General features: G+C 59.7%; 18 protein-coding genes. 10 read left to right on the top strand and 8 right to left on the bottom strand.

Annotated features, from left to right (window positions below; genetic code table 11):
- Positions 1-10: 10 nt before the first annotated feature.
- From JIF53_RS04305 to pilG, 5 genes are all read right to left on the bottom strand, one after another.
- A complete protein-coding gene (locus tag JIF53_RS04305; RefSeq protein ID WP_011787174.1) occupies positions 11-910 on the bottom strand; it encodes a CheR family methyltransferase in 900 nt (299 codons plus the stop codon).
- A 27-nt stretch (positions 911-937) separates the two neighbouring features.
- Positions 938-3,013, bottom strand: coding sequence for a methyl-accepting chemotaxis protein (locus JIF53_RS04300; RefSeq protein ID WP_011787173.1), 2,076 nt, complete (start codon positions 3,011-3,013; stop codon positions 938-940).
- Positions 3,014-3,106: 93 nt separating this feature from the next.
- Positions 3,107-3,652: a chemotaxis protein CheW gene (locus JIF53_RS04295; RefSeq protein ID WP_011787172.1), complete on the bottom strand. Its 546-nt coding sequence runs from the start codon at positions 3,650-3,652 to the stop codon at positions 3,107-3,109.
- Between the two features lie 20 nt (positions 3,653-3,672).
- Positions 3,673-4,035: a twitching motility response regulator PilH gene (gene pilH, locus JIF53_RS04290; protein WP_011787171.1), complete on the bottom strand. Its 363-nt coding sequence runs from the start codon at positions 4,033-4,035 to the stop codon at positions 3,673-3,675.
- A gap of 33 nt (positions 4,036-4,068) precedes the next feature.
- A complete protein-coding gene (pilG, locus tag JIF53_RS04285; RefSeq protein WP_011787170.1) occupies positions 4,069-4,461 on the bottom strand; it encodes a twitching motility response regulator PilG in 393 nt (130 codons plus the stop codon).
- 297 nt (positions 4,462-4,758) lie between these two features.
- On the opposite strand from pilG, the gene gshB reads away from it, so the two are divergent.
- The 8 genes from gshB to JIF53_RS04245 all read left to right on the top strand — a co-directional run bounded on the left by gshB (position 4,759) and on the right by JIF53_RS04245 (position 11,709).
- Positions 4,759-5,712 (top strand): glutathione synthase, encoded by a 954-nt coding sequence (gene gshB, locus JIF53_RS04280; RefSeq protein ID WP_011787169.1) that lies wholly within the window; start codon positions 4,759-4,761, stop codon positions 5,710-5,712.
- A gap of 46 nt (positions 5,713-5,758) precedes the next feature.
- The gene (locus JIF53_RS04275; protein ID WP_153739616.1) at positions 5,759-6,625 is read left to right on the top strand and encodes an energy transducer TonB; all 867 of its coding nucleotides are present in this window, start codon (positions 5,759-5,761) and stop codon (positions 6,623-6,625) included.
- Entirely contained in the window at positions 6,622-7,188 is a 567-nt protein-coding gene (locus JIF53_RS04270; RefSeq protein WP_153739615.1) for a YqgE/AlgH family protein, read from the top strand. The genes JIF53_RS04275 and JIF53_RS04270 overlap by 4 nt, the downstream gene beginning before the upstream one ends.
- Positions 7,181-7,612: a Holliday junction resolvase RuvX gene (ruvX, locus tag JIF53_RS04265; protein WP_153739614.1), complete on the top strand. Its 432-nt coding sequence runs from the start codon at positions 7,181-7,183 to the stop codon at positions 7,610-7,612. Before JIF53_RS04270 ends, ruvX begins: the two co-directional genes overlap by 8 nt.
- Positions 7,613-7,631: 19 nt before the next feature.
- Positions 7,632-8,141, top strand: a complete 510-nt coding sequence (pyrR, locus tag JIF53_RS04260; RefSeq protein WP_011787165.1) for a bifunctional pyr operon transcriptional regulator/uracil phosphoribosyltransferase PyrR — start codon at positions 7,632-7,634, stop codon at positions 8,139-8,141.
- Positions 8,142-8,168: 27 nt separating this feature from the next.
- Positions 8,169-9,188 (top strand): aspartate carbamoyltransferase catalytic subunit, encoded by a 1,020-nt coding sequence (locus tag JIF53_RS04255; RefSeq protein WP_022991331.1) that lies wholly within the window; start codon positions 8,169-8,171, stop codon positions 9,186-9,188.
- Entirely contained in the window at positions 9,185-10,498 is a 1,314-nt protein-coding gene (locus JIF53_RS04250; protein ID WP_199451902.1) for a dihydroorotase, read from the top strand. The genes JIF53_RS04255 and JIF53_RS04250 overlap by 4 nt, the downstream gene beginning before the upstream one ends.
- 191 nt (positions 10,499-10,689) lie before the next feature.
- Positions 10,690-11,709: a putative solute-binding protein gene (locus tag JIF53_RS04245; protein ID WP_014422989.1), complete on the top strand. Its 1,020-nt coding sequence runs from the start codon at positions 10,690-10,692 to the stop codon at positions 11,707-11,709.
- A 37-nt stretch (positions 11,710-11,746) separates the two neighbouring features.
- Here JIF53_RS04245 and JIF53_RS04240 read toward each other — a convergent pair whose 3' ends face one another.
- Positions 11,747-12,019 (bottom strand): HU family DNA-binding protein, encoded by a 273-nt coding sequence (locus JIF53_RS04240; protein ID WP_011787161.1) that lies wholly within the window; start codon positions 12,017-12,019, stop codon positions 11,747-11,749.
- A 261-nt stretch (positions 12,020-12,280) separates the two neighbouring features.
- Here JIF53_RS04240 and JIF53_RS04235 point away from each other — a divergent pair, with 261 nt between their 5' ends.
- Positions 12,281-13,333 carry a hypothetical protein gene (locus JIF53_RS04235; protein ID WP_011787160.1) on the top strand — a complete coding sequence of 351 codons (1,053 nt, stop codon included), beginning with the start codon at positions 12,281-12,283 and terminating at the stop codon, positions 13,331-13,333.
- Positions 13,334-13,358: 25 nt separating this feature from the next.
- Positions 13,359-15,425 (top strand): TRAP transporter large permease subunit, encoded by a 2,067-nt coding sequence (locus JIF53_RS04230; protein WP_011787159.1) that lies wholly within the window; start codon positions 13,359-13,361, stop codon positions 15,423-15,425.
- A gap of 129 nt (positions 15,426-15,554) precedes the next feature.
- Here JIF53_RS04230 and ltrA read toward each other — a convergent pair whose 3' ends face one another.
- Together ltrA and JIF53_RS04220 are read right to left on the bottom strand one after the other, a co-directional pair.
- Complete coding sequence (gene ltrA / locus JIF53_RS04225) at positions 15,555-16,943, bottom strand: group II intron reverse transcriptase/maturase (RefSeq protein WP_199451901.1); 1,389 nt, start codon at positions 16,941-16,943, stop codon at positions 15,555-15,557.
- A gap of 479 nt (positions 16,944-17,422) precedes the next feature.
- Positions 17,423-17,560: transposase (locus JIF53_RS04220; RefSeq protein WP_199451900.1), on the bottom strand; the 138-nt coding region annotated here is incomplete at its 5' end.

Raw genomic sequence — 17,560 nt, 5'->3', positions numbered from 1 at the left:
ACCACTCCGGTTATTCTTCGTCGGACTGGCGCTTGATCCACGCCAGTACATGTTCCGAGGGAACCCTCTGCAGGCCCGGTGGCTGCCAGTCGGTCAGTTCACCCTGGCCAAGCACCAGTAACCCCCCCGGTGCCAGACGCTCTGCGAGCCGTTTGACGATCTCCCGTCGGCGCCAGCGACGGAAGTAGATCAGCAGGTTCTGGCAGAAGATAATGTTCATCCCGTGCATGGGTGCTTTATCCAGATCCAGAACATTGAGCCTGGTAAAGCACACCCGGTCACGGATGCTGTTCACAATTTCTACGGTATTCCGCTCCGAGGGGCGGAAATACCTGGCTTTCAGGTCTTCTTCCATTCCCAGCAACTTGCGGGCATTAAACCGGCCCTGGCGCGCTTTTTCGATGGCCGGCTGACTGATGTCCGAGCCGGTTACGCCGAAGAGCGGTTGCACGCCCAACTGAGCCATGCCCTCGTTCAGGATCATCGCGAGCGTGTAAGGCTCCTCGCCGGTGGAGCAGCCAACACTCCAGGCCTCCAGGGCCCGCTTCCTGAACTGTTCCCGGGGACGTGTAAGCACATAATCCGCCACCAGCCGGAAGGCGTCCGGGTCCCGGAAAAACCGGGTTTCCTGAACAGTGAGCCGGTCTACCAGTGTGGCCCACTCCCTGACAGCATCCGGGCCGGAGACGATTTTCTCGTAATAGGCCTGGTAGCTGCTGCAACCGATTTCGCGCATCCGGATGCCAAGATTGGTTTCCAGAAATGAGCGCCGTTCGGTGGTCAGGGTTATGCCGGTGCGGTGCTCCAGCAAGGTCTGCCACTGGCTGAACTGCGCGTCGTCCATATCCGGAAGACGGCGCAGTGACCAGATGCCTTCGGCGGGTGACAGTTGGTTATGCGTATGCGCCATAGACCGTCATCTGCCCCGGGCCGGTGATCAGCTGACCACCGGTACGTCGCTGTTTTCCTCTTCTTCCTGATTGGCCATTTCCTCATCCGGCAGGGTGAAGCCGGCAACGGAGGACCGCAGCTCGGAGGCCATTTCTGCCAGGTTACCGATAGACTTCGCGGTAGCGTTGGTACCGGAGGAAGTCTGGGAGGTGATTTCCTGGATAACGTTCATGGTGTTGGAAATGTGCGCCGCAGAGGACGACTGCTGACGGGCGGCGTTGGAGATGTTCTGGATCAACTCCGCGAGGGACATGGATACGTTCTCGATTTCCTCGAGGGCGATACCCGCGTCCTGGGCCAGTCGGGCACCACGGACCACCTCGGCGGTGGTGTGTTCCATGGAGATAACCGCTTCGTTGGTATCCGACTGGATCGTCTTAACCAGGGCTTCGATCTGCTTGGTTGCTGCAGAGGAACGTTCCGCCAGGCGCTGAACTTCGTCCGCAACCACCGCGAAGCCCCGGCCCGCGTCACCGGCCATGGAGGCCTGGATTGCCGCGTTCAGGGACAGGATGTTGGTCTGGTCGGCAATGTCGTTGATCAGGGATACGATGTCACCGATTTCCTGGGAGGATTCACCCAGACGCTTGATCCGCTTGGAAGTTTCCTGGATCTGCTCCCGGATGTTATCCATGCCGCGAATGGTGTTCTGTACCACTTCTGCGCCTTTCTTCGCGATCGCAACCGACCGCTCCGCAACCGCGGAGGATTCGGCGGCGTTCGAGGATACCTGGTCGATGGACACGGCCATCTCGTTAACCGCGGCAGAGGCGCCGGCAATTTCCTGGGCCTGGTGCTCGGATGCATCGGCGAGGTGCATGGCCGTGGCCTGAGTTTCCTGGGCGGCGGAAGCTACTCGTACCGCAGTACCACGAATGGCCTGTACCAGGCCGCGCATCTGGTCGATCGCGTAGTTGATGGAGTCGGCGATGGCACCGGTGAAGTCCTCGGTTACCGTGGCCTCTGTGGTCAGGTCACCATCGGCCAGGTCGGCCAGTTCGTCCAGCAGTCGCAGGATCGCGTTCTGGTTCTGTTCGTTCTGCTCCTGGGTGGTGGCCAGACGCTCCTGGGCGTCGCGGTACAGGGCAAGACCGATAAAGACAACAATCGCAACCATGGCGGCCAGGATGGCGAAGGCCAGGGTCGGGCTGATCAGACGGGAACTGGACTGGGTAGCGAAGTTGTCGGCCAGAGTCGACAGTTCGGCCAGCAGGTTCTCGGAGTTCTGGAAGATGTCACTTGCGGCGGTACGAACCTTGAAGAGGTCGGGAGAGGCCTCAAGGATCGCGTCTACGTTCTGGGAAACGAACTGGAACAGCTCGTCAACCGCTTCCAGACCATAGATGGCGTCTTCGTCCGCTACGCGGGAGATGCCCATGGCGGGGTTGCCGTTAAGCTGGCCGTCAAGTACCCGGCCAAACAGGCTGGCGTCCCGGCCGAAACGGTCGGCCGCGATAACCGCATCTTCGTCACCGGACAGTACGTTGTTAACGGAGCGGACAATACGCTCTGCCAGCAGCGACTGGCGCTGGGCCAGGGAAATCTGCTCGGCAGGGGCGCCGTTATCCAGCAGGATCTGAACGATGTCGTCGTATTCCACCTGCAGCTGGGGAATGGTTTCGTTCAGGGTCCGGGCTACTTCGTGCAGGCCGAGTACCGCATCACGGGTAGACAGGATGCTGTCGGCATTTTCACGAACGGTGTTCCAGTGTTCCTGTACGCCACTTTGCTGGGCCAGTTCACTGGGCGGGAGGCCGGTTTCCGGGTTGCCCTCGGTAACGTTGGTCCAGAGCTGCTGGAACTCATCCCGCGAACGACGGAGTTGGTCGAAGGCTTCGGCGGTACCACCGGCGGCCTCGGTCGCGTTCTTCGCGATCTCCTGGGAGAGTACCCGCATTTCCGCGGTGTTGGCGATGTACTGCTGGTCGTGCTGACTGTCCTGGTTAATGATGAACAGTACCACAACGAGCAGGACGGTAAGTGCAATCAGCGCTGCGATCAGGCCGGCAACCAGTTTGTTGCCTCCCTGTCCCATACTGAGTCTTCCGGCTCTGTTTTTCATTTTCTGGCTCCCGGCCTCTTTCTTCTGGAAATGGCAAGTATGTGTAGCGGGTTTCAGACGGTCAGGGTGATGTTCCTGCCAGTACCATCACCCTTACCACTGTGCAACATCAAGAAAGCGTTCGTCTTCCACCAGATCGGTGGCTGAGAACACTTTCCAGACCTCCTCATTACGCTCGTAACCGCCGCTCACAAACGGACGAACGCTGTCGGGCACCCCGTCGGGGGTGGCCCTGAAACTGTCTTTGGCGAAGTACTGCATGCCCAGTACGCTGTCGACGACCAGGCCACTGAATACGTCGCCCTGCTCAACCACCAGAACCCGCCGTTCACGCAGGCTGCGGGAAGAGCGGGGCACATCGAAAAAGGTGGCGAGATCGACCAGGGGTAACAGGCGGCCGCGAACATTGGCCGCTCCCATCAGGAACGACCGAACCCCCGGAACATGGGTGAACCGGGGTACATGCAGGATTTCGGTAACTTCGCCCATGGGGGCAACATAGCGCTCGCCCGAGAGAATAAAACCGATGCCGTTCCAGAGTTCAACGGCTTCCTGTTGTTCCGGCAGACCGGCGGCCATGGACCGGCTGCGCTGGGCGATATCCGTCAGAACGGCAAAAGGGGCGGCCTGGGCGGACATGCGTACTCCAAGGTTGGGGATCAGGCAATCAGGCTGTTGATTGTTTTGATCAGGTCGTCTTCGTTAACTGGCTTGACCAGATAACCCTTGGCACCCTGGCGGGTTCCCCACACCCGGTCAGTTTCCTGATCCTTGGTGGTTACGATCACAACCGGGATGGAAGCGGTTTCCGGCGCACGGGTCAGCTGGCGGGTCGCCTGAAAGCCGTTCAGGCCGGGCATGACAACATCCATCAGCACCAGATCCGGAGTTTCCGCGCGGGCCTTGGCCACACCATCGGCGCCATTATCTGCGGTCAGCACTTCGTGCTTGTGTTTTTCCAGAATGGTGGAAATCTTCTTAACTTCAGTTGGCGAGTCGTCAACAATCAGAATGCGGGCCATGGTTTCCTCGATGGTTCTGTGTGTCAGCAGGGGTTACTGTTCCGCCTGAGGCATGTATTGGCGGATGGTGTTAAGCAGCTCATCCTTGCTGAACGGTTTGGTCAGATACTGGTCCGAGCCTACGATTCGGCCTTTTGCCTTGTCGAACAGGCCGTCCTTGCTCGAAAGCATGATAACCGGCGTCTTTTTAAAAGAGGAATTGTTCTTGATCAGTGCGCAGGTCTGGTAGCCGTCCAGGCGGGGCATCATGATATCGACAAAAATGATGTCCGGCTGGGAGTCGGCAATCTTGGCCAGAGCGTCAAAGCCGTCTGTGGCAGTGATAACCTCACAGCCAACCTTTTTAAGAAGGGTTTCCGCGGTGCGACGAATGGTCTTGCTGTCGTCAATCACCATGATCTTCAGGTTCTCGAAGTTGTCATCCATTGTCCAACTGCCTTGCGCTCTAGCGACTGTCGTTATTTTCGAACGGGGGTTTTAACACAAACGTTAAGGTTGTTCTATAAACCCCGCTCATTTATAGAGTATCCATGGCTGGATAAAAAGTATTAGTTTGTGACCAAATGTACTTCTGCCGCTGCCATCACGGATTTATCTGCGGATTTCTCCGGATGCATTCGCGGCTCGGGTACAATACCATTTGACCTCTCAGCATAGCACTTAATAACCGGTTCGCTCTGCTGACCGGTTCGTGTTTTCTTACCGACAGTTCCAGGAGACGCTATGACAATCCGGCTGGGGATCGTGATGGATCCCATTCAGGATATTCACTTCAAGAAAGACAGTTCTCTGGCCATGCTGCATGCCGCCCAGAAACGTGGCTGGGAAATCGAGTACATGGAACTGCCGGATCTCTATCTTGCGGGCGGCCAGGCCCGGGCTCACACCCGTGGGCTGACTGTGCACATGGATCCGGACAACTGGTACAGCTTCGGCGCCAGTCAGGATCGTGCGCTCGGTGATCTGGACGTGATTCTGATGCGGCAGGACCCACCGGTGGACCGGGAATTCCTGATGGCCACCTATATACTGGAATCGGCGGAGCAGCAGGGCGCTCTGGTGGTCAATCCGGCGGCCACTCTGCGGGACTGCAACGAAAAACTGTTTGCCACCCAGTTTGAAGACCTGACACCGCCGCTGATCGTGACCCGCTCTGCCCAGCGTTTCCGGGAATTCTATGCCGAACATGGTGACATCATCATGAAACCAGTGGACGGCATGGGTGGCCGCTCGATATTCCGGGTCAAGGAAAACGATGCCAATCTCGGGGTCATCATCGAAACCCTCACCAATTACGGCAGCCATCAGGCCATGGCCCAGAAATTCATCCCCGAAATCACCGAAGGTGACAAGCGTATTCTGCTGATTGAGGGCGAGCCGGTACCCTATGCCCTTGCACGCATTCCGTCACACGGTGAGAATCGCGGCAACCTGGCCGCCGGAGGTCGTGGTGAGGGCCGGGAGCTGACCGAGCGTGACCGTCAGATCTGTGCCCGGGTAGCGCCGGTGATCAAGGAAAAGGGTCTGATGTTCGTGGGGCTTGATGTCATTGGTGACTATCTCACGGAAATCAACGTCACCAGCCCCACCTGCATTCGTGAGCTGGATGCGGCGTTTGGCATCGACATTGCCGGCATGCTGATGGACGCCATCGAGCGACGTCTGGCCAGAGACTGAAGACCGATCACAGCTTTTGAGCGCACAAGGAGACTCAGGAACCGTCATGGCAACCCAGGTTAGCGATTTCGATCGGTTTTCCTTCACCCTGTTTATGGCATTGGCCGTTCATGCCATGTTGGTGTTGGGGATTACCTTTGCCCCGGAATCGCCCCGGTCTTCGGCTCAGACCATGGAAATTACCCTGTCCCGGTTCGACGATGAGCAGGCGCCGGAGAAAGCCGATTTTCTGGCCCAGACCAGTCAACAGGGCAGTGGCTCGGAAGAGCAGGCCATGGAAATGACCTCGCCCAATCCCTCCGAGATCAGTCAGCCGGAGCTGGCCCAGGTGCAACCCGAGCCACAGACCACCACCCGGCCTCAGCCTCAACAGGAGCGGGCGGTCGTCCAGACCGAGACTCGCACCGAGCGCCAGGCGTCAAGGCCCGAGGAGCGAACCGAGCCCCAGGAAGAGCCCTTGCCCCAGAGCGAGAAAAAGAGCCTGATGGAGCGCAGCCTGGAGATTGCCAGCCTGGAGGCGCGGTTTGACGCACAGCAGCGGGCCTATGCCCGCAAACCCCGGGTAATGCGGGTAACGGCAGCCTCGACCCTGAAGTCCAGCAACGCCTGGTATGTGCAGAACTGGGTGAGCAAGGTGACCCGGGTGGGCAACATCAACTATCCCACCGAAGCCAGGCAGGCAGGCATCTACGGCACCCTGCGCATGCTGGTTTCGCTGAAGAAAGATGGCACAATCAAGGAAGTGGCAATCCTCCAGTCCTCCGGCAGCACGGTGCTGGATGATGCCGCAATCCGAATTGTGCGTATGGCCGCTCCGTTTGCGCCTTTCCCGGAGGAAATGCGTCAGGACGTGGACGAACTGGAAATCATACGCACCTGGTCATTTCAGAGACGGGGGCTTACATCAGGATGACGGCCGAACACGACACCACAGGCAGTCTCAGGCACCACTTCCTGGTGGCTTCGCCCTGGTTGGCTGATCCCCGCTTTCACGGTGGGGTGATCTACCTTTGCGAACACTCGGAGGAGGGCGCGCTGGGGCTGATGATCAATCAGCCGCTGGATATCCACCTGGGTGAGATCCTCGAGCAGCTCGACATGCACGGCGGGGAACTGGACTTGCCGGTATACACCGGCGGGCCGGTTCAGCCAGAGCGCGGCTTTGTTCTGCACTCGCCGGGCCGGCAGTGGAAGAATACCGCGCGAGTCACCGATGGGGTGTTCTTGACCACCTCCCGGGATATTCTGGAAAGCATTGGCCGGGATGAGGGGCCGGAATCGTTTCTGGTGGCACTGGGTTACTCTGGCTGGGGCGAGGGTCAGCTGGAGGAAGAGCTGGGCAGCAATGCCTGGTTGACCTGCCCGGCCAGTACCGACATTCTGTTCCGCACGCCGGCAGACCAACGTTACCAGGCAGTACTCCGCCTGATGGGCATTGATCTGAACCAGCTCAGTGATTCGGTGGGTCATGCCTGATCCCGGTAACCGTCGACTACTGGCCTTTGATTTCGGCACCCGGCGTATCGGGGTGGCGTCAGGGCAGGAAATGCTCGGAACCGGCCAGCCCCTGGCCATGCTTCCGGCCAGGGACGGGATTCCCGACTGGCAGCAGATCGAGGCGCTGCTGGCGGAATGGCAGCCGGATATTGTCCTGGTTGGCCTGCCTCTGAATATGGATGACACCGAAAATGAGATGTGCGCGCGGGCCCGCAAGTTCGGCAAGCGTTTGCACGGCCGCTACCATGTCACGGTCGAAATGGTGGATGAACGACTCACCAGCTACGAAGCCAAGGGCGAGGTGATGGCCGGTGGTGGCAGCCGCGATTTCGGCCGCCACGGCGTCGATGACCGTGCCGCCGTGCTGATACTGGAAACCTGGTGCCGGGAGCAGGCCGGCTGATCTGATAAACGAGGCTGTAATGACCGCATTGCTTGATATAGACCAGCTGCTCGACACCTTGGAATCCGGCCTGCGTCAGATTCTCCAGGCGCGTGGCGTGGATGACCCGGTGCTGATCGGAATCAGGACCGGCGGTGTCTGGCTGGCGGATGTGTTGGGGAAGCGCCTGGGTATTGCCCAGCCTTTCGGAGAGCTGGACATCTCGTTCTACCGGGATGACTTCAGCCGCATTGGTCTGAACCCCCGGGTGATGCCGTCCAGTCTGCCGTTTGATACCGAAGGCCGGGACATCATCCTGATCGACGACGTGATCATGAGTGGCCGGACGATCCGGGCTGCCATGAACGAAATATTCGACTACGGCCGTCCGGCCAGTATCATACTGGCCACGCTGATCGATATGGGCGCCAGGGAACTACCAATCCAGCCGGATGTGGTGGGACGGGCCCTGACGCTGGAAGCCCATCAACGAGTGAAACTGCGTGGCCCCGAGCCACTGCGCATTGAAGTACAGGAATCCGGGCAGTAAACCTTCCCAACTGATAACAGGCGAGCCATGACCGCGAACGACCCTTCCCCGAACCACTTGCAGCTGACCCGGGATGGTCAGTTGCGGCATTTCCTGACGCTGGATGGCCTGGGCCAGCCACTGCTCACGGATATTCTCGACACCGCCGACTCCTTTATTGAGGTGGGAGAGAGAAGTATCAAGAAAGTGCCCCTTCTCAGAGGCCGCACCGTAGTCAACCTGTTCTTTGAATCCAGTACCCGGACCAGGAGTACGTTCGAACTCGCGGCCAAGCGCCTGTCTGCCGACGTCCTGAACCTGGATATCTCTACCTCAGCTACCTCCAAGGGTGAATCCCTGTCCGATACCCTGCTTAATCTGGAGGCCATGGCCTCGGATATGTTCGTAGTGCGTCATTCCCAGAGTGGCGCGCCGCATTTCATAGCCGAGAGTGTGACCCCGGGCGTCGCCATCATCAATGCCGGTGACGGCCGCCACGCCCATCCCACCCAGGCGATGCTGGACATGCTGACCATCCGTCAGCACAAGGGCCGCTTTGAAGGCCTGAAAGTTGCCATTGTCGGGGATGTGCTGCACTCCCGGGTGGCGCGCTCGCAGATTCGCGCATTGAATGTGCTGGGCGCGGAAGAGGTACGGGTGATTGCTCCCGGCACGCTGCTGCCCAGAGATGTCGAGGATCTTGGTTGTACCGTGGAATACGACATGGCCCGCGGCATGAAAGACCTGGATGTGGTGATCATGCTGAGGCTTCAGAAGGAGCGCATGGAAGGTGCCCTGCTACCCAGTGAACGTGAGTTTTACCGTCTGTACGGGCTGAATCAGGAAAAGCTGGGGCTGGCAAAGCCCGATTGCATCGTCATGCATCCGGGCCCGATCAACCGCGGGGTCGAGATTGAGTCGGCAGTGGCCGATGGGCCCCAGTCGGTCATTCTTAATCAGGTCACCAACGGTATTGCTATCCGGATGGCGGTGATGTCCATGGCCATGGGCGGTCAGATGGCGGAGCGTCAGCAAAGACAGCAGGAACAGCAGGAGGGTCGGGCATGACAGCATCAGCGAACTGGAATGAGGGCGGCCTGAAACTGACCGGCGGGCAGTTGTTTGAGCCGGGCAAGGGGTTGATCAGTAACCCGGGGCTGTTGGTGCGCAATGGTCGCATAGAGGCGGTTGGAGCGCAGGCTCAGGCAGCCGAGGGCGCGGCAACACTGGACGCCGCCGGGCAGGTGATCGCGCCCGGTTTTATCGACCTTTGCTGTAATCTCCGGGAGCCGGGCAATGGCCAGAAGGGCAATATTGCCTCGGAAACACGAGCCGCCGCCCATGGTGGTTTCACCACGGTCTGTGCCTCGCCGGAAACCTCGCCGGTCAATGATTCCGGTGCCGTGACCAATCTGATTCTCGACAGCGTGGCCTCCCGAGGTGTGGTTCGGGTGCTGCCGATCGGTGCCATCACCCGTGGCCTTGATGGCGATATGCTCAGTGATATGGCCGGCCTGAAAGCAGCCGGTTGCGTGGCGGTCGGCAATGGTTCCCGGGGCGTGCGCAATGCCCGCATTCTGCGCCGGTGTATGGCCTATGCCCAGACCTTCGGACTGACCGTGATGTTCAGTCCGGAAAATACGGCACTGGCGGCCGATGGCTACGCCCATGATGGCCAGGTCACCACGCGTCTGGGGCTACTGGGTATTCCCGAGGTGGCCGAAACGGCCGCGGTTATGGAAATGCTACTGCTGGCAGAAGAGACCGGGGTGCGCCTGCACCTGAGCCAGCTGTCCTGCGCCCGCAGCGTCGAGATGCTGGCCCAGGCCCGGGATCGCGGCGTGAAGGTTACCGCCGATGTTGCCATGCACCAGTTGGTCTTCACCGAGTCGGCCCTGGCCGGCTTCGACAGTCGTTTTCATGTCCGGCCTCCCCTGCGCGGAGAATCCGACCGTCAGGCGCTGGTGGCCGGTGTGCGGGACGGCGTTATCGATGCAATTGTGAGTCAGCATCAGCCCCATGATTCCGCGGCCAAGCAGGCCCCGCTGCCCGCGACCGAGCCCGGGCTGTCGAGCATCGAAAGCGTGCTGTCCCTGGGTCTGGAGCTGGTACAGAATCATGAGTTGGAATTGCCGGATTTGCTGCGGGCACTGACCGCCGGGCCGGCGGCTGTCCTGGGCCGGGAAGTGGCTCTGACGGCCGGGGCTGCTGCTGATCTTTGTCTGTTTGACCCGGATGGCCACTGGCAGCCTTCCGCTGCAACGCTGCTGTCGGCTGGCCGGCACGCTCCGGTTCTGGAACGAGCCCTGCCAGGGGAGGTGAAACTCACCCTGGTGGCAGGTCGCACCGCCTGGCAGGCTCCCGGAACCCCACTTTGAAAATGAGGCAGGGGTGGCTCCGCCTCTGTCGACATCATCACAGAACTCGCCGGTTTTGCTGAAAAACCCTTGATGGCAGGCACCTGAGCCAACGTATTCTATGACCTGACCCTCTACGGTCAGGTCATAGAATACGAGAGCCAGTCACCCGGATGTGACCGGCCCGACAATAAAAACTCAGGAGTCATCCCGTGAAATCAATCCGCTTTTCCCGCCGGCTCGCCATGGCGGCCGTCCTGTGTGCCAGCGTGGTGGCACCCTCCCTGGTTCAGGCCCAGGATGAAATCCTTGAGCGCAGTTTCTGTGTGTTTGACCCGGTTGGTGCCAATGGCCCGCTGTTTGCCATTACCAAGGAGTTCCAGCCGGTGGCCCTCAAGCGAGGCATCAAGCTGGAACTGCGTGCCTACACCGATGAAAAAGTAGCGGCCGAAGACTTCAAGGCTGGCCAGTGCGATGCCGTGTTGCTGACCGGCACCCGTGCCCGGGAATTCAACAAGTTTACCGGCAGTCTCGAAGCCATGGGGGCAGTGCCGGGTGAAGAAGAAATGCGCCTGTTGTACAACACCCTGAGCCAGCCCAAGGCCCGGCCGTTCCTGGTTGACGGTCCCTATGAGGTTGCCGGTGTCTTTCCTGCCGGGGCCATTTACCTGTATACCCGCGACCGGGCCATTGATTCGGTCGAGAAACTCCAGGGCAAACGCATCGCAACGCTGGATTACGACTCGGCCTCGGTGCGCATGGTCCGTCATGTCGGAGCATCGGTGGTTGGCTCCAACTCCGCCAACTTTGCCGGCAAGTTCAATAATGGCAGTGTCGACCTGGCCTATGCACCAGCCGTGGCCTATCAGCCTCTGGAACTCTATAAGGGCGTTAATTCCAAGGGTGGGGTGTTCAAGTATGCCCTGGCGTACATGAACTTCCAGGTCATTATTCATCGGGACCGTTTCCCGGAAGACGCCGGCCAGATGGTTCGGGATGAGTCCATCAAGCGGATTGATCAGGCCTACGAGATCATTGCAGAAGCGGAGTCCGGGATTCCTGCCGACGTCTGGATGCACCCGCCCCGGGAAGACGTGGCCGAGTACGACAAGATGCTGCGCCAGGTTCGTCTCTCACTGTTGGAGGACGGGGTCTATGACGAGCGCGCCATCAAGTTGATGAAGGCGATTCGCTGTCGGGTGGATGGCTCCCGTTCGGAGTGCGCCTCCTGAGGCACTGAGCGGCCCGCATACAGCGGGCCGCAGGTGATCAGCGGATGGCGTCTTTCAGGGCCTTGCCGGCCTTGAAACCCACGGTCTTGCTGGCAGGGATCTGGATGCTTGCGCCGGTTTGCGGGTTGCGTCCGTTGCGGGCTTCCCGGCTGCGGATATTGAAGGTGCCGAAACCGATCAGTGTCACGTCCTCTCCCCGCGCGGCAGCCGCCGATACCTGGTCGGTAAACGCGTTGATTACCTCTCCGGCCTTTTCCCGGGTAAGCCCGGTTTTGTCGGCAATGGCAGCAGCAAGTTCAGGTTTGCGCATCGGATACTCCTGATTATTCGTTCTGATTGTTGTTGGTTATTGCCCCGGCCAGGCCGGAGGCTGAAGCAATCTATAGTGGCTTTGGGCTGAATCTGCAAACCTTCTTCGGTAACGATATGTTCCCGGAGGCGTCATTTGCGGGATCGGTCTCATAAACCCGGGGCGGAGTTCGTCATAATGAGCGTCGGTTACAGACTGTAACAAATGGTGCAGTCCGCCCCCATCTTCTGGACAAAACACAAGAACAAAAGGTTGAAAGGTATGAAGGGTTTCCGGAGATCCCCGACAACATCATCTGGGCTTCGCGGCATGGTGGCGGCATTGACTGCCGGTCTCCTGCTGAGCGGCTGCGGGGCGGTCAATAACATGATCTACAAGACCACGGGGGATGTCATGAAGGGCTTCTCCCGCAACCATACCGTCCCCTACCTCATGGAGTCGGACGATCTGGCCATGGGCTGTTCCATGAGCGAGGCTACCGCGCCGCTGTTGATGTCGTTTGGTCGGGTAACCAGCGAGCCGGATCAACTGGCTGTGATGCTCTACCTGTCTTCGGGCAGTTGTGCGGAAGAGCAGGCCAGGGAGCATGAGCTGGCAGGGTTGGCCGCCATGTACGCCATGGACGCGACCGCGGCGGAAGACGCCTTTATTCGCCAGAAGCGTGCCCATACCCTGGCCGCTCGCCGCTATCTGAAAAGCTGGCAGCATCACAATAGCCACTATGGCAACCCGGATGAAACCGAGTGCCCGGATTTCGACGATGACATGGACGAGTTCATGTACATGGCCGGTTTGCTGTCCGGGCTGCAGGCGCTTAACGCCCAGATCCAGGCCACTTCCTCGGTGGGCGTTCCGTTCAATACCGGCTCCGTGGTGGGCCGTGCTACCCAATGTCTGGATAACAAGAAATGGTGGGGCGCCCCCATGGGCCTGCGTGCCACGGTCTGGGCCATGATCCCGGGAACCCAGCCCCAGGGTGAAGATGCCTTCGAGCGCCTGGCCATTGCCGCGGAGCAGGGTGAGGAAGCTGGCGTCCGACTGGGCCATGTGTTCCAGGCCATTGCGGCCATGAACAAGAATGATGAAGCCCTGGTGAAGTCGGTTATCCGGGACCATGCTGAATCCCTTGAGGCCAATCCCGCCAACGAGGAATGGCGGTTTGTGGATGCCATGGCGACCAATATGCTGGTGGCGATTTCGGATCGGTTGTGGGTGGAAAACACCGGCCACCGCACTCCCATCGGGCAGTTCGGTGCCTTCTGGGATGACCAGCGTGAACCGGTCGAGACCATGGATCTGGACGACCTGTTGTAACCATCATCAAGCCGAGTAAGCCGTTATGCCCCAGGGTGGTTTTCGTCGTAGTGGTCTGGAGTGGTTTTCATCGCTGCCGGCCTGTCTGTTGTTGCTGGCTGTGGTTCTGTTCTCCACCAGCAGTGATATTCATAATCAGATGTTGCGCGCTGGTGAGCAGCTCTGGAGCGGTTATTACAAGCTGCGCATGGACCCGGTACAACCGGAGTGCGACCTCGACCGGGATATTGAGGCAGAGGTCGCCCGGGAGCTGGCTGAGCAAGCGCCGGCAGACGACCCGATGGCAGCACTGCTTGGCGCCCATGAAAAAGACCCCCGGGAAGTCCGTCTTGCCATAGAGCGCTCGGTGGCGGATTGCCGGGCCGCTCACGCCAGTTACGAAGACCTGCAGGACAAACTGACTCCCGGTGTGAAAGCCTATCGGGCGGTAGAGCTTTTTGTAGCCGACCTGATCGCGTTCGGGCTCACAGCCCAACGCTATGTTCTGGTGATTCTGGTAATGCTGTGTGCGGTGACCGCCACACTCACCCGCCATCACATTGCCATGCGAGCCATGGAGACCCGGTTGGACTACACCGTCTCCTATACCCTGCAAACCATTGCCAACGCCATGTTGCTGGGCTCGTCGGTGATCTTCCGGCAATCCAGCCTGGCCAGCAGCACCACAGTATCTGGTGAGGAGCTGCTCCTGCACAATTTCTGGATTGTCGGCTTTGCCTGCCTGACACTGGCGAGCCTCTATCGCCTGTTCCGCGTGTCCGACAATCTGGCGCCGGGGGGCAATCTGAACCAGGCGTTTCTGTCGGTTCCGCTCTATACCGTGATGTGTCTGATTTCAGGTACTTACTTCGCGCTGATCGGTCATTCCTCCGGTATCGGGATCTATCTGGGCAAGATGATGGAGCTGGCCGACATGTTCCTGAATGTCGGGCTGTACGTGTGGGTGGGCATGATGCTGAAGCAGACGCGCCTGGCGACACTGGTTTTCAATATTTTCCGGCCCTGGCGTATGCCGCCGGAGATGCTGGCGGTGGTGGCTGTTCTGGTGGCGGCGGTGCCTACCGCCTATACCGGTGCTTCCGGTATTTTTGTGATTGCTGCCGGTGCTGTTATCTACAGTGAGCTCCGAGCGGCGGGCGCGCGCAGACATCTGGCCCTGGCGGCCACGGCCATGTCGGGCTCCCTGGGTGTGGTATTGCGGCCGTGTCTGCTGGTGGTGGTGATTGCCTACCTGAACCGAGAGGTGACGACCGATGAGTTGTTTGGCTGGGGCATCTGGGTATTCGTACTGACCGCCACCCTGTTTGCGATGGTGGCTCTCACGGTGAACCGGCAGAGCCAGTTTGACCTTGCCCCGGCGGCCGATGCCTTTCCGGCGTCCATTCAGGCTTTGCGGCCATTGATTCCCTATGTGATCGTGATCGCTGCCGTAGTGCTGTTCTACCGGCTTGCCCTGGATGTGAAGATGGACGAATTTTCGGCACCCCGGTTGCTGCCGGTGATCATGCTGGCCATTCTGGTATATGAGCATATCAGCCTGAAAAATGGCCGGGGCCGGGCGTCCGGTGAGATCAATCACCAGGGGCTGGAGCGCAGCGTTCGTGGGGCCACCAACGATACCACCGCTGAGATTGGCGCCCTTTTGTTGCTGCTGGGGCTGTCGGTGAGCATTGGTGGTGTGATCGAGCGCTCCCACATCATGGAAACTTTCCCTCAGGCGTTCGACAGTCCCTGGTCTGCCATGCTGCTGATGGTAGTGATCCTGGTGATTCTGGGGATGATCATGGACGCCTTCGGGGCGGTGATTCTGGTAACCGCAACGGTGGCGACCATAGCCTACTCCAGCGGTATTCACCCGGTGCATTTCTGGATGGTGACGCTGGTAGCCTTCGAGCTTGGCTACCTGAGCCCGCCTGTAGCCCTGAATCATCTGCTCACCCGCCAGGTGGTGGGCGAGGCTGAGGTGCTGGCGGCCCAGCAGGAAGGTGGAACCTTCTACCAGCGCCACGAACGCATCATCATGCCACTGATTGCCATGGGTATTTCCCTGATACTGGTTGCCTTTGTGCCGTTGCTGTTCTACGCCAACTGATCTCTCTGCCCGAGGCCGCCCCGGCGGCCTGTCTGGTCTGTGTTCTCAAACCAAAGAATCGAGTAGGAGGGGGAGTTACCTCCCCCGTCCTCTCACACCACCGGGCATACGGTTCCGTACCACGGCGGTTCACGGCCGGCACTGAAGCCGAACCATCGTATCCAGCAAGCTTACCAGAGACAGGCCATTGAACACCCGCTTGGGCAGCGCCGCGTTCATATGAGACGCGCCGCTGTTCCACCACGGACCACGACCATTCGTCGCACTCATCCAAGCCCTCTGCTCTGTCAGACCCAGCCGCATCAGGTTGCGCGCCCGCGTATAGGGGCGCTTCCATTGCTGCCACAGGATCAGTCGCAGTCGCCGCCGTATCCAGCCATCCAATGCTTCCACCGAGCGCTTCGAGGCCGTCAGGCGATAGTAATTCGCCCAGCCCCGCAGCACCGGATTCAGGGATCGGATGGTGGCATTCAGTGACTGCCCCCTTGATCGTTTGAGCAATGGTCGCAGCTTGGCCATAAAAGCCTTCAGGCTCTTCGGTGCAACCCTCAACCGTGCCTGCTTGTGCCAGGTCACGCTGTATCCCAGGAAGCTTCGGCGCCAAGGGCGATCCACAGCGCTCTTGTCTGTGTTCACTTTCAGGCGCAGTTCTCTTTCCAGGAAGTGGGTGACGCTGGTCATCACCCGTTCACCGGCTCTTCTGCTGCGAACGTAGATATTGCAGTCGTCCGCATAGCGGCAGAACCGGTGCCCCCTCCGTTCCAACTCCCGATCCAGTTCGGTCAGAAGCACATTAGAGAGCAAGGGCGACAGGGGCCCACCTTGCGGCGTGCCTTCCCGTCTCGGGCTGACCAGCCCACCGTCGAGCATACCGGCTCGCAGGTAGCGTCGGATCAGAGTGAGTATCCGTCGGTCGGTGATGCGACGGGCCAGCAGGCTCATCAGCACATCGTGATTGACCCGGTCAAAGAACTGGGCCAGATCCAGATCGACCACCCAGCGGTGGCCGTCGTTGATGAACTGCTGCATCACCTTGACCGCCTGATGGGCGCTTCGACCGGGACGGAACCCGTAGCTGTGGTCCGAGAAGGTCGGTTCCAGTATCGGGCTCAACACTTGGTGAAGGGCTTGTTGGATCAGACGATCCTGTACCGTGGGGATACCCAGTATCCGTTCGCCGCCTTGCGGCTTAGGGATACTGACCCGGCGTACCGGCTGAGGATGGTAGTCTCCGGCCAACAATCGGTCACGCAACGTTGGCCAATGCTGTTGCAGGTGGCTCTTCAAAGCGGTCACCGGCATCCGATCGACACCAGCCGCGCCTTTATTGGAAACCACCCGCTGATACGCACGCATCAGGTTCGGGCGCTCCAGCACCTGTTCCATCTGCGTGTTCGGCTCCGCGTTCGTCCACGAGTGAGCCCCCGCGTCTGCTTCGACACGGACTTCAGTACCTGCCGGGTTCCGCCCGGCCCCTTCCTGAATGCCCTGACCCATCCGGGTCACTTCTGTCTTCATAAGCACACTGCGAGAACTTACCGCCTACTAGCGGCCAACCATGTTCAGTCCTTCAGTACGCGGTAACGTACCTACTATGACTTCGGCTGAGTTCTGGCCCCCCATCCCCACCCCTCGCGAGGTGGGTAGCACAGAGGCAGAGTGCCAGACTTCCCAGGGTAAGACGCGTGACCTTCACACTTATACCCGCCGCATCTACGTCCACACCTTCCGTGCAAGTACTGGGCTTTGGCGATAGTGGCCGCCTTACCCGGTGTGACCGCCTCATATGCGATTTCTGTTCGTCGGGCCAGTGTTTTGCCTGCGGCTTCCTTCAGATTCCACCTCGCGGTGGACACCCTTGCCGTTCGGCTAGTGGTTCCCCTTGCCGGGTCCACAGGGGACTTGCACCCCCAAGTCATCCGGCCAGCACCACCTGTACCGGAACAGCGCCCGTCAAGGCGCTACGCGCCATGCCTGGCGCACCACAAAAAAAAGGTTCATCGCGGAATACCGGGAAAAGCGGCTTTGATCTTCAAAAAGAAGTAGCTGTTATCCCGGTAACCGTAGGCCATGCGTTTGATGACCTTGATGCGATTGTTGACGCCCTCCAGCAGGCTGGTGTTCAGGTGATGGGT

The organism is Marinobacter sp. bablab_jr008, from assembly GCF_016464145.1.
GTDB classification, from domain to species: domain Bacteria; phylum Pseudomonadota; class Gammaproteobacteria; order Pseudomonadales; family Oleiphilaceae; genus Marinobacter; species Marinobacter nauticus.
The sequence above is the reverse complement of the archived record's forward strand: the minus strand, read 5'-3'. Positions and strand labels throughout refer to the sequence as shown.

Coding starts and splice junctions, on each gene's coding strand:
- JIF53_RS04305 (WP_011787174.1), bottom strand. CDS start 910: ATGGCGCATACGCATAACCAACTGTCACCCGCCGAAGGCATCTGGTCA.
- JIF53_RS04300 (WP_011787173.1), bottom strand. CDS start 3,013: ATGAAAAACAGAGCCGGAAGACTCAGTATGGGACAGGGAGGCAACAAA.
- JIF53_RS04295 (WP_011787172.1), bottom strand. CDS start 3,652: ATGTCCGCCCAGGCCGCCCCTTTTGCCGTTCTGACGGATATCGCCCAG.
- pilH (WP_011787171.1), bottom strand. CDS start 4,035: ATGGCCCGCATTCTGATTGTTGACGACTCGCCAACTGAAGTTAAGAAG.
- pilG (WP_011787170.1), bottom strand. CDS start 4,461: ATGGATGACAACTTCGAGAACCTGAAGATCATGGTGATTGACGACAGC.
- gshB (WP_011787169.1), top strand. CDS start 4,759: ATGACAATCCGGCTGGGGATCGTGATGGATCCCATTCAGGATATTCAC.
- JIF53_RS04275 (WP_153739616.1), top strand. CDS start 5,759: ATGGCAACCCAGGTTAGCGATTTCGATCGGTTTTCCTTCACCCTGTTT.
- JIF53_RS04270 (WP_153739615.1), top strand. CDS start 6,622: ATGACGGCCGAACACGACACCACAGGCAGTCTCAGGCACCACTTCCTG.
- ruvX (WP_153739614.1), top strand. CDS start 7,181: ATGCCTGATCCCGGTAACCGTCGACTACTGGCCTTTGATTTCGGCACC.
- pyrR (WP_011787165.1), top strand. CDS start 7,632: ATGACCGCATTGCTTGATATAGACCAGCTGCTCGACACCTTGGAATCC.
- JIF53_RS04255 (WP_022991331.1), top strand. CDS start 8,169: ATGACCGCGAACGACCCTTCCCCGAACCACTTGCAGCTGACCCGGGAT.
- JIF53_RS04250 (WP_199451902.1), top strand. CDS start 9,185: ATGACAGCATCAGCGAACTGGAATGAGGGCGGCCTGAAACTGACCGGC.
- JIF53_RS04240 (WP_011787161.1), bottom strand. CDS start 12,019: ATGCGCAAACCTGAACTTGCTGCTGCCATTGCCGACAAAACCGGGCTT.
- JIF53_RS04235 (WP_011787160.1), top strand. CDS start 12,281: ATGAAGGGTTTCCGGAGATCCCCGACAACATCATCTGGGCTTCGCGGC.
- JIF53_RS04230 (WP_011787159.1), top strand. CDS start 13,359: ATGCCCCAGGGTGGTTTTCGTCGTAGTGGTCTGGAGTGGTTTTCATCG.
- ltrA (WP_199451901.1), bottom strand. CDS start 16,943: ATGAAGACAGAAGTGACCCGGATGGGTCAGGGCATTCAGGAAGGGGCC.